Source organism: Ramlibacter sp. (assembly GCF_041916345.1).
In the GTDB taxonomy this organism is placed as follows: domain Bacteria; phylum Pseudomonadota; class Gammaproteobacteria; order Burkholderiales; family Burkholderiaceae_C; genus Ramlibacter.
The window spans coordinates 21,490-34,490 of record NZ_JAYRZR010000039.1 but is presented as its reverse complement, the minus strand read 5'-3'; the positions used below and the strand labels follow the sequence as shown (position 1 = coordinate 34,490).

Annotated in this window: 14 protein-coding genes; 8 read left to right on the top strand and 6 right to left on the bottom strand. The window is 70.6% G+C overall.

Annotated elements, in window-relative coordinates; genetic code table 11:
* Positions 1 to 877, bottom strand: an 877-nt coding sequence (locus ACE3T5_RS12060; protein WP_374667905.1) for an alkene reductase, incomplete at its 3' end; no start/stop codon positions are given.
* Between the two features lie 96 nt (positions 878 to 973).
* On the opposite strand from ACE3T5_RS12060, the gene ACE3T5_RS12055 reads away from it, so the two are divergent.
* A complete protein-coding gene (locus ACE3T5_RS12055; protein ID WP_374667903.1) occupies positions 974 to 2,254 on the top strand; it encodes a hypothetical protein in 1,281 nt (426 codons plus the stop codon).
* 9 nt (positions 2,255 to 2,263) lie between these two features.
* Here the strand turns inward: ACE3T5_RS12055 and ACE3T5_RS12050 are convergent, their stop codons facing one another.
* Positions 2,264 to 3,019 (bottom strand): class II aldolase/adducin family protein, encoded by a 756-nt coding sequence (locus ACE3T5_RS12050; protein ID WP_374667900.1) that lies wholly within the window; start codon positions 3,017 to 3,019, stop codon positions 2,264 to 2,266.
* Between the two features lie 104 nt (positions 3,020 to 3,123).
* Between ACE3T5_RS12050 and ACE3T5_RS12045 the strand changes: the two genes are divergently transcribed.
* Positions 3,124 to 3,840 carry a Crp/Fnr family transcriptional regulator gene (locus ACE3T5_RS12045; RefSeq protein ID WP_374667898.1) on the top strand — a complete coding sequence of 239 codons (717 nt, stop codon included), beginning with the start codon at positions 3,124 to 3,126 and terminating at the stop codon, positions 3,838 to 3,840.
* A 114-nt stretch (positions 3,841 to 3,954) separates the two neighbouring features.
* Here ACE3T5_RS12045 and ACE3T5_RS12040 read toward each other — a convergent pair whose 3' ends face one another.
* From ACE3T5_RS12040 to ACE3T5_RS12025, 4 genes are all read right to left on the bottom strand, one after another.
* Positions 3,955 to 4,437 (bottom strand): GNAT family N-acetyltransferase, encoded by a 483-nt coding sequence (locus ACE3T5_RS12040; protein WP_374667896.1) that lies wholly within the window; start codon positions 4,435 to 4,437, stop codon positions 3,955 to 3,957.
* Complete coding sequence (locus ACE3T5_RS12035) at positions 4,434 to 4,859, bottom strand: PaaI family thioesterase (RefSeq protein WP_374667894.1); 426 nt, start codon at positions 4,857 to 4,859, stop codon at positions 4,434 to 4,436. The genes ACE3T5_RS12040 and ACE3T5_RS12035 overlap by 4 nt, the downstream gene beginning before the upstream one ends.
* A gap of 127 nt (positions 4,860 to 4,986) precedes the next feature.
* Positions 4,987 to 5,409 carry a hypothetical protein gene (locus ACE3T5_RS12030; RefSeq protein ID WP_374667892.1) on the bottom strand — a complete coding sequence of 141 codons (423 nt, stop codon included), beginning with the start codon at positions 5,407 to 5,409 and terminating at the stop codon, positions 4,987 to 4,989.
* 13 nt (positions 5,410 to 5,422) lie between these two features.
* Positions 5,423 to 6,367 (bottom strand): helix-turn-helix domain-containing protein, encoded by a 945-nt coding sequence (locus ACE3T5_RS12025; protein ID WP_374667890.1) that lies wholly within the window; start codon positions 6,365 to 6,367, stop codon positions 5,423 to 5,425.
* A 171-nt stretch (positions 6,368 to 6,538) separates the two neighbouring features.
* On the opposite strand from ACE3T5_RS12025, the gene ACE3T5_RS12020 reads away from it, so the two are divergent.
* From ACE3T5_RS12020 to ACE3T5_RS11995, 6 genes are all read left to right on the top strand, one after another.
* Positions 6,539 to 7,753, top strand: coding sequence for an amino acid ABC transporter substrate-binding protein (locus tag ACE3T5_RS12020; protein WP_374667888.1), 1,215 nt, complete (start codon positions 6,539 to 6,541; stop codon positions 7,751 to 7,753).
* 166 nt (positions 7,754 to 7,919) lie between these two features.
* A complete protein-coding gene (locus tag ACE3T5_RS12015; protein ID WP_374667886.1) occupies positions 7,920 to 8,810 on the top strand; it encodes a branched-chain amino acid ABC transporter permease in 891 nt (296 codons plus the stop codon).
* Positions 8,807 to 9,826, top strand: coding sequence for a branched-chain amino acid ABC transporter permease (locus tag ACE3T5_RS12010; RefSeq protein WP_374667884.1), 1,020 nt, complete (start codon positions 8,807 to 8,809; stop codon positions 9,824 to 9,826). The genes ACE3T5_RS12015 and ACE3T5_RS12010 overlap by 4 nt, the downstream gene beginning before the upstream one ends.
* The gene (locus ACE3T5_RS12005; RefSeq protein ID WP_374667882.1) at positions 9,816 to 10,610 is read left to right on the top strand and encodes an ABC transporter ATP-binding protein; all 795 of its coding nucleotides are present in this window, start codon (positions 9,816 to 9,818) and stop codon (positions 10,608 to 10,610) included. Before ACE3T5_RS12010 ends, ACE3T5_RS12005 begins: the two co-directional genes overlap by 11 nt.
* Positions 10,607 to 11,410 (top strand): ABC transporter ATP-binding protein, encoded by an 804-nt coding sequence (locus tag ACE3T5_RS12000; RefSeq protein ID WP_374667880.1) that lies wholly within the window; start codon positions 10,607 to 10,609, stop codon positions 11,408 to 11,410. The genes ACE3T5_RS12005 and ACE3T5_RS12000 overlap by 4 nt, the downstream gene beginning before the upstream one ends.
* A gap of 75 nt (positions 11,411 to 11,485) precedes the next feature.
* Positions 11,486 to 12,940 carry an aldehyde dehydrogenase gene (locus ACE3T5_RS11995; protein ID WP_374667878.1) on the top strand — a complete coding sequence of 485 codons (1,455 nt, stop codon included), beginning with the start codon at positions 11,486 to 11,488 and terminating at the stop codon, positions 12,938 to 12,940.
* Positions 12,941 to 13,001 lie beyond the last annotated feature (61 nt).

Genomic DNA, 13,001 nt, shown 5'->3' with positions numbered 1-13,001 from the left:
CCTCGCGCCAGGCCTGGCGCAGCGCGGCGTAGTCGAACCGGCGGCCCTCCACCTCGCGCGCGCCGCCGGTGGCGCCCTCGATCAGGTGCAGGTAGGCCAGGCCCATGGGGCCGAGTGCGCGCACGACATGCGTGAAGAGCGGCTGCGGATCGGCATCCACCACGTCATTGGCGGGCGTCACCGGTGACAGGCGCACGCCCACGCGGCCGGCGCCGATCTCGTCGACCACCGCCTGCATCACCTCGAGCAGCAGGCGCGCGCGGTTCTCGATCGAGCCGCCATACGCGTCCGTGCGGTGGTTGGCGCCGGTCTTCAGGAACTGGTCCAGCAGGTAGCCGTTGGCGCCATGGATCTCGATGCCGTCGAAGCCGGCCGCGATGGCATTGCGGGCGGCGCGGCGGTAGTCGGCCACGATGCCCGGCAGCTCTTCCAGCGCCAGCGCGCGGGGCTGCGAAGTGGGCACGAAGCGGCCGACGCCGTCCTCGATGAGGTAGGTCTTGGTGTTGGCGGTGATCGCCGAGGGCGCCACCGGGGCCGCGCCGCCCGGCTGCAGGGCCACGTGCGACACGCGGCCCACATGCCACAGCTGGGTGACGATGCGCCCGCCGGCGGCGTGCACGGCGTCGGTGACACGCTTCCAGGCGGCCACCTGCTCGTCGGACCACAGGCCTGGCACGTCCGCGTAGCCCTGGGCCTGGTGGCTGATGGCGGTGGCCTCGGTGATCAGCAGGCCGGCGCTGGCACGCTGCGCGTAGTAGGTGGCCACCACCGGCGGCGGCACCGCGCCGGGCGAGCGGTTGCGGGTGAGGGGGGCCATGACGATGCGGTTGGCCAGGTGCAGATCGCCGGCCTGGACGGGTTCGAAGAGGGACTTCATCGGGGGAGGAGGTTGGATGCAGGGGCTGGCCCGGGGGCCGTCGGTGTGCATGCTAACGGCTGGGCGGATTCCGCGCTGGCGCGCAGAATCCGGCCCATGGGCAAACCGATGAAGTGGGCGCTGTGGGGTGGCGGCGTGCTGGCCGTGCTGCTGGGGCTGTTGCTGGTGGCGGCGTGGGGGGTGCAGGGCTGGCTGCGCAGCGACGACTTCAGGGCCCGGGCGGAGCGCGAGGGCAGCGCCGCGCTGGGCGTGCCCCTGAAGCTGGGCCGGCTGTCGGTGGACCTGTGGCCGCTGCCGGCCGTGGCGGCGGAGGCGGTGGAGGTGCGCACGCGGCCGGCCCTCACGCTCGGGCGGGTGGAGGTACGGCCGGTGTGGAGCGGCCTGCTGGCGGGCCGCCTGCAGATCAGCACGCTGATCGTGCGCGAGGCAGTGCTGCCCCAGCCGGCCATCGACGCCCTGGCGGCCGGCCTGCGCCAGCGCGGTGGGGCTGCGGGCAGCAAAGCGCCCGCGCCGCCACCGGAGGCACAGGCCGTGCCCTGGCCGGCCCGGGTGGTGCTGGACCGCGTGACCTGGGTCGACGCGCAGGGTCGGCGCATGACGGTGGACGCCGAGGCGGCCCTGGGCAGCGACGGCCTGCTCGACAGCGCGCGCTTCGCCATCGTGCAGGGGCGGCTGGCCGGTGCGCGCGGCGAGGCGCGCCGCGAGGGCGATCAATGGCCGGTTCGGGTGGAGGTGGGCGGCGGTCGCATCGCCGGCAGCGTGCGCCTGTCGGCCGCGGGCGGCGGCCTGCATCGGCTGCAGGGCGAGCTGCAGACGACGGACGTGGAGGTGTCGGCGCTGACGGCGCCCTCGAAGCCGCTCACGGGCAAGCTGCAGGCGCAGACCACGCTGCGCGCGGAGTTCCGCGCCGCGGGGCAGATCGCCGACGCGCTGACCACGCAGACGCGCTTCACGGTGCGTGATGCGCTGGTGAACGGCATCGACCTGGCGAAGGCGGTGGAGACGGTGGGCCTGTCTCGCGGCGGCAGCACGCGGCTGGACACGCTGGCCGGGCAGGTGGCAACGCAGGGGCGCGCCATCCAGCTCAGCAACCTGGTGGCGACATCGGGCGCGCTGGCGGCGCAAGGCCAGGTGAACGTGTCGCCGCAAGGCGCCTTGAGCGGCCGCATCACGGTGGATCTGACCACGCGCAAGGGGGCGCTGGGGGTGCCGCTGGCGGTGGGCGGCACGCTGGATGACCCGAGCGTGACGCTCACGCGCGGCGCGATGCTCGGCGCGGCCATCGGCACGCTGGTGGCGCCCGGCGCCGGTACCGCGGCGGGCGCGAGCCAGGGGGAGAAGATCGGCGAGAAGCTGAAGGGGCTGTTCGGGCGGTGAGGGAGTCCCTCAGGTCTTGTAGCTCGGGTCCGTGCGGTCCAGCTTGCGCAGCAGCGCGGGCCAGGCGATGTTGGCGCCCTGGCCGGCGGTGACGGTCTTCATCACCTGGGCCAGGCCCTGCAGGATGCGCGGGTCCACGTGCACCAGCTCGCCGCCGGCCTGGGCGTCGATCTGGATGCGGCAGGTGTTCTCGAACGTGTACATCGACAGGAAGGCGTCGGCCACCGTCTTGCCCACGGTCAGCAGGCCGTGGTTGCGCAGCATCAGGAAGTTGCGTTCGCCCAGGTCGTTCACCAGGCGCGGCTTCTCGTCGTCGCGCAGGGCGACGCCTTCGTAGTCGTGATAGGCCAGCGAGGCCAGCACGAAGGTGCTCTGCTGGCTGATGGGCAGCACGCCGCACCTCTGCGCGCTCACGGCCACGCCGGCGCGACTGTGGGTGTGCAGCACGCAGCCCACATCGGGCCGCGCGTCATGGATGCAGCTGTGGATGGTGAAGCCGGCCGGGTTGACCGGGAATGGCGAGTCGATGATCTTGTTGCACTGCTGGTCCACCTTGACCAGCGACGAGGCGGTGATCTCGTCGAACATCAGGCCGTAGGGGTTGATCAGGAAGTGATGCTCGGGCCCGGGCACGCGGGCGCTGATGTGGGTGAAGACCAGGTCGCTCCAGCCATAGAGGGCGACCAGGCGGTAGGCGGCGGCGAGGTCCACGCGCAGCTGCCACTCCTCGGCGCTGACGACTTCCCGCAGGGAGGCGATGTTCATGGGATGTCTCCTTCTGGTTGCGCCCCATTCTTCGCCCCTGCTTGACCGCGAACTGTCAAGGTTTGGACAATCAGGCCCCGTCCCGCCCACGACCTGTCCCTCACGTGTCACCCGCCGCGACCACCGAGCTGCTGCCCCGGCTGGCCGCCAACCCCTGGTTTGCCGCGTTGGCGCCGGCGGAGCGGCGAGCGCTGCTGGCCGCGTGTGAGCGGCAGCGGTTGCGGCCGGGGGAGATGCTCTTCCGCCAGGGCGACGCGGTGGCGGCGGGGCAAGGCGCCTTCTACGGCGTGGCCAGCGGGCGCATCAAGGCCTCCAGCCTGCGAGAGGACGGCAAGGAGGCGATCCTGGTGGTGATCGAGGCCGGCAACTGGTTCGGCGAGATCTCGCTCATCGACGGGCAGCCGCGCACCCACGACGCCACCGCCATCGGCGAGGCCGAGGTGCTGGCGCTGCCGCGCGCCGCCTTCGACACGCTGATGCGCAAGCCGGCCTTCTCGCTCGCAGTGTGTCGGCTGCTGGCCGGGCGCGTGCGATCGCTCTACGGCATGGTGGAAGACGCCACGCTGCGCAGCACCCGCGCCCGGGTGGCACGTCGCCTGCTGCTGCTGGCCCATGGGGATGCCACCCATGCGCGCGATGCACGGCCCGTGGTGCCGGTCTCGCAGGAGGCACTGGCGATGATGCTGGGCGTGTCGCGGCAGACGCTGAGCAAGGAGCTGCAGGCGCTGGTGGCGGCGGGTGTGGTCGTGCTGGGCTATGGCCGCATCGAGATCGAAGACGCGCCCGCACTGGAGGCGATCGGGCGGGATGGGGCGGGGTGAATCGCTGGGGTTGCGCTGGCGCCCCACCCCAGCCTACAGGGAGCGCGGCGCGCGTTGTACGGGCTCCCGTAGGCTGGTGGTGACCGCAGGGAACCCCAGCGGTTCAACACCGCCTCAGATCGTGAGCCGATAGAACCGCGAATCCACCGCCATCACCGGGAACGACGGCGGCAGGTTGTCTCGCGGCACCACCTCGAAGCCGTTCTTCTCGTAGAAGCGGTGCGCGGCCAGGAAGCGATCCGTGGTGCCGAGCAGCACCTCCTGCAGGCCCTGCGTGCGGGCCCATGCGAGCAGCGTGTCCAGCAGGGCGGCGGCCACGCCATGCTCACGCCCCCGATGGCTGGCGGCGACGAACATCTTGCGCAGCGCCGCGCGGCCCTCGCCGATGTCACGCAGGCCGATGGTGCCCACCACCTGGCCCTGGTCCAGCGCGACCCAGAAGTTGCCGCGGCCCGACTGATAGAAGCCCGGGATGTCCAGCAGGTCGGGCTGGTCGGCCAGTGTCACTGCGATGCCGAACTCGGCCTGCTGGATGGGCACGATGAGCGCGGGCACGCCGGCGGCGTGGGCGGACTCGAAGGGAACGACGGTGATCATGCGGATCGCGGCGGGATGGCATAGGTGCCCACCGCATGGGCCACCGGCTCGTCGGAGCCTTCGGAGTAGATCGTCACTTCGCCGATGGCGAGCGTGCGGCCGCATTTGAGCAGGCGGCCGGCGGCCAGGATGTCGCGGTCGCCGCGCGGCTTGCGCAGGAAGTGGATGGTGAGGTCGGTCGTCACCGCCAGCGGCACGATGCCGATGCGGCCGAGCAGGGCGATGTACAGCGCCACGTCCACGGCGGCCATCATGACCGGGCCGGAGACGGTGCCGCCCGGCCGCAGCTCGGGCGTGCCGACGGCATGGCGGATCAGCGCCTCGCCGTCGCCGACGGATTCGATGGTGCAGCGGGTCTGCGGGAATTCACGCAGCAGGAAGGCCGCGAGTTCGTCTCGGGTGGGCAGGGGGGCGGCGGACATGATGTGGGGCAGGGCGTGTGGCGGCGCGGGGTGCAAGGGCCAGACCGCAGCCCGGCGCGGGAGCGGCAAATCTACCATCCGGGGCGCGGGATCGCCGTCGCGCGCGGGTCGCAGGCGCCGTTGAATGCTAGAGGGCGACGTCCGCCACTTGCACGGCGAACCAGAAGGCGGGGACAGGCAGCCGCTCACGGTCGAGCCAGGCGCCGAAATCCTGCCGGGTGACGAACTCCTCGTGCAGCAGCGCGGGATCAGGCGTGGCGCCGCGCTCCACGATGGATCGCAGGTGGGCCAGCGCGGTGGCGCGCAGGATGACGGGGAGCGCGCCTTCACGCGCCACATAGCCCACCAGCGGCTCGCCGCGCAGCTCGAAGGTGCCGGGCTTCAGCCAGCGCGGATCCACGCTCTGCAGCCGCAGGCCGTCGCGCACCACGCCACGGGCCAGTGCGCGCGCCACGAGGTGCTCATGCTCCAGGCGCTCGCGGGCCCAGAGGCTCACGACATCCCAGAAGCGGAAGCTCTCGACGTGGTGGGTCAGGGGGGATGCGTCCATGGCGTGCAAGGGCTTAGCCCCCGCGGAACTCGCTCGGACTCTTGCCCATGTGGTCGCGGAACACCCGGCTGAAGTGGCTGGGGTTGCCGAAGCCCCAGGAGAGCGCGATGTCGGTGATGGGCCGCGCATGCGGGCCGGCCTGCTGCAGATCCCGGATGCAGGCCTGCAGGCGCTGGCGCTGGATGTAGGCGGCGATGGACTCGCCCTCGCCGGTGAAGGCGTTGTACAGGTGGCGGCGGCTGCAGTTGAGGCCGCGCGCGATGGCGTCGACGTTCAGGTGCGGGTCGCGCAGGTGCTGCTGCACATACAGGCGGATGCGGTCGCGCAGCGCCTCGCGCTGGGTCTGGGCGGTCTCGGCGCCGGCGACCTCCTGCAGCGAGAGGCGCACCAGCTGCTTGATCAGCTCGCCGGCACCGGCGGCGGCCGACTCGCTCATGTGCGGCAGCTCCTGGTAGGTGTTGCGCATCGTCTCCAGCGCTACGCGCGAGATGCCGCTGGCGCCGAGGCGGCGCGCCATGACGCCGTCGAGGCGCAGGCCGCGCTCGCCCAGGTCGTCCTTCGGCACCATCACGATCAGGTGGTCCACCCGCTCGGGGTTGGCGATCTCGTAGGCGCCGGTGGTGTCGTAGATGACCCAGGCGCCGTCGCTCGCGCTGGCCTCGCGGCCGCTCTGCTGCACGGTGGCGCTGCCTTGCCAGGGCGCCACGATCTTCAGGTAGGCGGTGTCGCTGGCGCGGGCCATGCCCGGGGTGCGCAGCACGCGGTGGCGATTCGCCTCCAGCCGGGTGAGGATGACGTCGCCGGCCTGCGAGGCGGCGATGTGGCCGTCGAAGGTGGTGTCGCCGTACAGGTCGGAGCGCAGGCCGCCGAAGTGCTGGTAGACCCATTCGCTCCACTGGCCGGCGCGATCGCGCTCGGCGACGACGTCGGTGCTCCAGGTGGTGGGCGTGGCGGCCATGATGCAAACCATTATCTGCAGTCGGCGTTGTCCCTGTCGCGGGCCGGCATTGAGGGAAAACCCGCAGCCGCATGCACACACATGCAAGTGGATTGTGCGCAGGCAGCACAGCGCGCCGGGGCGGGCCTGCCTACCATTCGCTCACCGCCCGTGGGTGCGGAAGGAGACAACATGCATGCAGCCAAGCCGATGAAGAACCGTCGCCAGTTCGTGCAGGGCGCCGCCGCCGCGGTGGGCGCCATGGCCGTGGCGCCCAACCTGATCGCCCAGTCCGGCCCCGTCCGGGTGGGTTACGCGATCGCCCGCACCGGCCCGTGGACCGGCGGTGCCCAGGTGAGCCAGGAGCCGAACTTCCTGCTCTGGGCCGAGCAGCAGAACGCCGCCGGCGGCCTGGACGTGAAGGGCGTGAAGCGCCCGATCGAGCTGATCAGCTCCGACGACCGCAGCGACGTGGAAACCTGCGTTCGCACCTACGAGAAGCTGATGGGCAGCGACAAGGTCGATCTGGTGCTGCCGCCCTGGGGCAGCAACGCGAACTTCGCGGTCGCGCCGCTGGCGAACCGCTTCGGCTACCCCTTCCTCGCCCCTACCGCGCTGTCGCGCCGGCTGGTGGAGATGAAGCTGCCCTTCTTCTTCCTGCTGCTGCAGCAGCCCAAGCCGATGTGCGACGCGCTGGTGGACATGCTCAAGGCCAATGGCTGCAAGAGCGCCGCCGTGGTCTACGTGGATGACCTGTTCGGCCTGGAGAACTACGCCGCGCTGAAGGTGGCGCTGCAGGGCAGCGGCATCAACCTCGTGCAGGAAACCAGCTATCCCGGCGGCGTGAAGGACCTGGCGCCGGTGCTGCGCTCCATCAAGGACAAGAACCCCGATGCCTTCATCGGCTTCACCTATCCGCCAGACACCATCCTGGCCAGCCGCCAGGCGAAGGAGATCGGCTTCAACCCGAAGTTCTTCTATGCCTCGGTCGGCACCGCCTTCCAGCTCTATCGCAACGTGATGACGCCGGCCGGCGCCGAGGGCGTGCTGGGCATGGGCAGCTGGAACCAGAAGACCAGCCCGGCGGCCAAGGCGTACTTCGACGCGCACGTGAAGAAGTTCGGCGCCGCCAAGGAGCCGGATCGCTGGGCGAGCGGCCACTGCTGGGCCGGCCTGGAGATCCTGACCGCGGCCGTGAAGCAGGTGGGCCTGGACCGCAAGGCGATCCGCGACTACGTGGCCAACAACACCCACAAGACCATCGTGGGCGACATCAAGTTCACCGGCAGCGAGAACACCGCCACGCCGGGCACGGTGGGCCAGTGGCAGAACGGCGAGTTCGAGGTGGTGTGGCCGCAGAAGCTGGCCACCGCGAAGCTCAATCCGGCGAAGCCGGCGTGGAAGTAGGGCGTACGCGGTAGTCCCGCTTCGTTGGTTTCGGTGTTTCGTAGGCTGGGGTGGAGCGTTAGCGCAACCCCAGCTTGCATAGCGCTGCGACGCCGGATCGCTGGGGTTGCGCTTCGCTCCACCCCAGCCTACGAGAACACCTGCCTTCCATTCTCTTGCGCCACTCATGTCTTTCGGCTCCTGGATCGAACTGATCTCCTCCGGTCTCATCACCGGCGGGATCTACGCGCTCGTGGCGCTGGGCCTGAACCTGCAGTACGGGCTGATGCGCATCCTGAACATCGCGCACGGCGAATTCCTGATGGTGGGCGCCTACCTCACGTGGATGGTGCAGACGTCGTTCGGCCTGTCGCCCCTCCTGATGGTGCCGGTCTCGTTCGCGGTGCTGACGGCGCTGGGGCTGGCGATCCACTGGCTGTGCTTCCGCCGGCTCACGGCGACCTCGCCCAACCTCGACATCTTCGAGGCGCGCGGCCTGATGGTCGCCTTCGGGTTGATGTTCCTGGTGCAGAACTTCGTGTCCTGGGTCTGGGGCGGCGACCTGCGGGGCTATGACTTCCTGACCGAGCCGCTGAAGTTCGGCGGCGCGCAGTTCGCGGGCAACAAGCTGCTGGTGTTCTTCCTGGCGCTGCTGTTTGCGGTGGCAATGATCGTGCTGCTGCGCGTCACGCTGCTGGGCAAGGGCGTGCGCGCGCTGATGCAGTCGCCCACGGGGGCGCAGCTGGTGGGCATCAACACGCGGGTGCTGCACCCGCTGATGTTCGGCATCGGCCTCGGGCTGTCGGGTGTGGCCGGCGCGCTGCTGTCCATGGCCTACACCATCTCGCCCTCGATGGGCGAGCCCTACACGGTGACGGCGCTGATCGTCATCACGCTGGGCGGCTTCGGCAGCATGGGCGGGGCGCTCGCGGGCGGTCTGCTGCTGGGCGTGGTGGAGGCGATCGGCATGCACTACACGAACCCTTCGCTGAAGGCGCTGCTGTCCTACAGCGTGTTCATCGCGGTGCTGCTGCTGCGGCCCGAGGGGCTGTTCACGCGGAAATCGAGGAAGGCATGACCTCCCGCCAACTGCTCGTGCGCGACCTGCTGGTGCTGTTCGGCATCACCGGCTGGGCGCTGGCGCTGCCCTACTGGGGCAGCGAGTTCATCGTCTCGCTGGCGCTCACCTGCCTGATGTACGTGGCGCTGTCGTCGAGCTGGGCGCTGTTCTGCGGCTTCACGCGCTACCTGTCGCTGGCGACGTCGGCCTTCTTCGGCATCGGCGCCTATACCAGCGCGCTGCTGCTGGAGCGCCTGGGCTGGGTGCAGGCGGTGGCGCTGGGCGCGGGCATCGCGATGGCAGTGGCGCTCGTCATGGGCGCGGCGGTGCTGCATTTGCGCGGCACCTACTTCGCGGTGCTGACCTTCGGCATGACGGAGCTGATCCGCCACGCCATCACCTACTTCGAGAAGAGCGTGACCGGCACCGTGGGCCGGGTGCTGACGGTGGTGCCCGAGCGTGACACGATCTACCTCACGGTGCTGGTGCTGGCGATGGGCGCGGTGGCGCTGTCCATCGTCGTGCGGCGCACGCGCTTCGGCCTGGCGCTCGCGGGCATAGGCGCCGATGAGCAGCGCGCGCAGACACTGGGCGTGAACACGCGCTGGATCAAGCTGGCCGGCTTCATGATGACGGCGGGCTTCGCCGGGGCGATGGGCGCGGCGATGTCGGTGCGCTGGACCTACATCGATCCGCACACGGTCTTCAATCCCTTCATCGGCTTCCAGACGGTGCTGATCGCCTTGATCGGCGGCGCGCTCACCCTGTGGGGTCCGCTGATCGCCGCCATCGTGTTCAGCCTGCTGGCCGAGACGCTGCGGCTGCAGGCGCCGCAGGTGTACATGATGACGCTGGGCCTGCTGCTGATCCTGTGCGTGCTGTACCTGCCGGGTGGCCTCGCCTCGCTGCGCTGGGAAACCTTCCGCGGCTGGTGGGACGCCACGCGCGCGTGGTGGAAGGTGCGGCGCTACGAGTGGAGCGGCGAGAAGGCGCGCGACAAGGAACGCGCGAGGAGGCAGCGCTATGTCCTCTGACACGCGGCGCGTGCTGCTGGAGGCGCGCGACATCACCGTGCGCTTCGGCGGCCTGACGGCGGTGGATGGCGTGAGCGCCAGTTTCCACCCGGCGGAGCTGGTGGGCATCATCGGACCCAACGGCGCCGGCAAGACGACCTTCTTCAACGCCATCTCCGGCGTGCAGGTGCCCACCGCTGGCCGGCTGCTGCTGGAGGGCGATGACCTGGCGGGCAAGGGGCCGCACCGCTTTGCCGCGCGCGGGCTGGCGCGCACCTTCCAGACGCCGCGCGTGTTCGCCGATCTGCCGGTGGCGGCCAACATCGAGTTCGGGTTGAAGTTCGCCGGCCGCCGGCCGCGGAAGTACATCTGGTGGGGCGAGGAGGCCTCGGTGCCATGGACGCTGCGCGATGCCGAGCGCATCCTGCAGCTGATCGGCCTCACGGCGCAGGCCGGCCTGCCGGCAGGATCGATCACGCCCTCGCAGCAGCGGCTGCTGGAGATCGGCATGGCGCTGGCCACGCGGCCCCGCATGCTGCTGCTGGACGAGGTGGCGGCCGGCCTGACCGAGGCGGAGCTGGAGGACATGGCCCGCCTGATCCGCCGGCTGCGCGACGAGCTGGACCTCACCGTCATCTGGATCGAGCACGCGGTGACCACGCTTCTGCGCCACGTGGAGCGGGTGATCGTGTTGCACCAGGGCCGCAAGATTGCCGACGGGCCGCCGCGCGAGGTGGTGCGCAACGCGGAGGTGATCGAGGCCTACCTGGGGGACGAGATGGCCGACAGCGAGGTGGCGGCATGATGTGGTGGCGCAGCGAGCCGTTCGACTTCGGCGGCGCGGCGGGGCAGGCGCACCTGAAGGTGCGCGGGCTCAGCGCGGGCTACGGGCCCTTCCTGGTGCTGCGCGGCGTGAGCTTCGAGGTGAAGCCGGGCCTCACCGTGATCCTGGGGCCGAACGGCGCCGGCAAGACGACGCTGCTGCGCGCGATCAACGGGCTGATCCCGCGCCAGGGCGAGGTGCTGCTCGATGGCGAGGAGCTGCCGGAGAAGACGCACGAGATCGTGCGCGACGGCCTGGCCCTGGTGGCCGAGGGGCGGCAGCTCTTTCCGCAGATGAGTGTGCTGGAGAACCTGGAGCTGGGCGGCTGGCTGGTGCCCAAGGCCGAACGGCAGGCGCGCATCGAGCAGGTGCTGAACGACTTTCCCAAGCTGCGTGAGCGGCAGCAGCAGCTGGCCGGCACCATGAGCGGCGGCGAGCAGCAGATGGTGGCGGTGGCGCGCGCGATGGTCAGCCGCCCGCGCCTGCTGATGCTGGACGAGCCCTCGCTGGGCCTGGCGCCGCGCATGGTGGACGAGCTGCTGGGCATCGCGCGGCGCATCGCCGATGCGGGCACCACCGTGCTGATGGTGGAGCAGAACGTGAAGAAGGCGCTGGCGGTGGCCGACCGCGGCTACGTGCTGGAGCGCGGCGCCCTGGTGGCCAGCGGCCCGGCGAAGCTGCTGGCGCGGTCCACCGTGATCCGCGAGGCCTATCTGGGCGCCGCGAGCAGCGACACCACCAGTTCCGCCGAGGCGGCGCGGCGCACGCGGGAGGTGGCGTGATGAACCCGTCATGCCCGCGGAGGCGGGCATCCAGTGCCCCCATTCACACCGACATTCATTGCCTGGAGAACCGACATGTCTGACCTGTCCATGCTGATCAACGGCCTGAAGGTGACCGCCGAGAAGAACGCGACCTTCGAGCGCCGCAACCCGCTGGATGGCACCGTGGCCACCCGCGCGCCCGCGGCCTCCGCGGCCGATGCGGTGATGGCCGTGGAGGCGGCCGCAGAGGCGTTCCGCACCTGGAGCGAGACCGGTCCCGGCGAGCGTCGCACGCTGCTGCTGAAGGCGGCCGACAAGCTGGAGGCGAAGCTGCCGCAGTTCGTGGAAGCGGTGGCCGCCGAGACCGGCGCCACCGGCATGTGGGCCGGCTTCAACGTGATGCTGGCGGCGGGCATGATCCGCGAGGCAGCGGCGCTCACCACGCAGGTGAGTGGCGAGGTGATCCCCTCCGATGTGCCGGGCTCGCTGGCGATGGGCGTGCGGCAGCCGGCCGGCGTGGTGCTGGGCATCGCGCCCTGGAATGCACCCATCATCCTCGGCGTGCGCGCCATCGCCACGCCGCTCGCCTGCGGCAACACCGTGATCCTGAAGGGCAGCGAGAACTGCCCGCGCACGCACCAGCTGATTGCCGAGGCCTTCAACGAGGCGGGCTTCCCGGCCGGCGTCGTGAACTACCTCACCAATGCGCCCGCCGATGCAGGCGCGGTGGTGGAGGCGATGGTGTCGCACCCGGCGGTGCGGCGCGTCAACTTCACCGGCTCCACGCGGGTGGGCCGCATCATCGCCATGACCTGTGCCAAGTACCTGAAGCCGGTGGTGCTGGAGCTGGGGGGCAAGGCGCCATTGGTCATCCTGGATGACGCGGACCTGGACGACTCGGTGAATGCCGCGGCCTTCGGCTGCTTCGCCAACAGCGGGCAGATCTGCATGAGCACCGAGCGCATCATCGTCGATGCCAAGGTGGCCGACGAGTTCGTGCGCAAGTTCGTGACCAAGGCGAAGTCGCTGCCGCTGGGCGACCCGCGCAAGCCCGAGCCGGTGGTGCTGGGCAGCGTGATCGGCATGTCGACGGTGGAGCACTGCAACGCGCTCATCGACGACGCCATTGCCAAGGGCGCCAAGCTGGCCTGCGGCGGCAAGGCCGACAGCACGCTGATGCCGGCCACGCTGCTGGACCACGTGACGCCCGCGATGCGCATCTACCACGAGGAGACCTTCGGCCCGGTGAAGGCCATCGTGCGCGTGCGCAGCACGGAGGAGGCGATTGCCTGCGCCAACGACAACGAGTACGGCCTGTCGGCGGCGGTGTTCGGCCGGGACATCGCGCGGGCCTTCAACGTGGCGCGCAAGATCGACTCCGGCATCTGCCACGTGAACGCGCCCACGGTGCATGACGAGGCACAGATGCCCTTCGGCGGCGTCAAGGGATCGGGCCTGGGCCGCTTCGGCGGCAAGGCCGGCATCGCGGAGTTCACCGAGCTGCGCTGGATCACGGTGCAGACGACGCCGCGTCACTATCCGTTCTGACGCCGCCTGAGCGGCTTGGCGGGCGCGTCGCCTATAGTGGCGGCGACCCGTCACAAGGGGC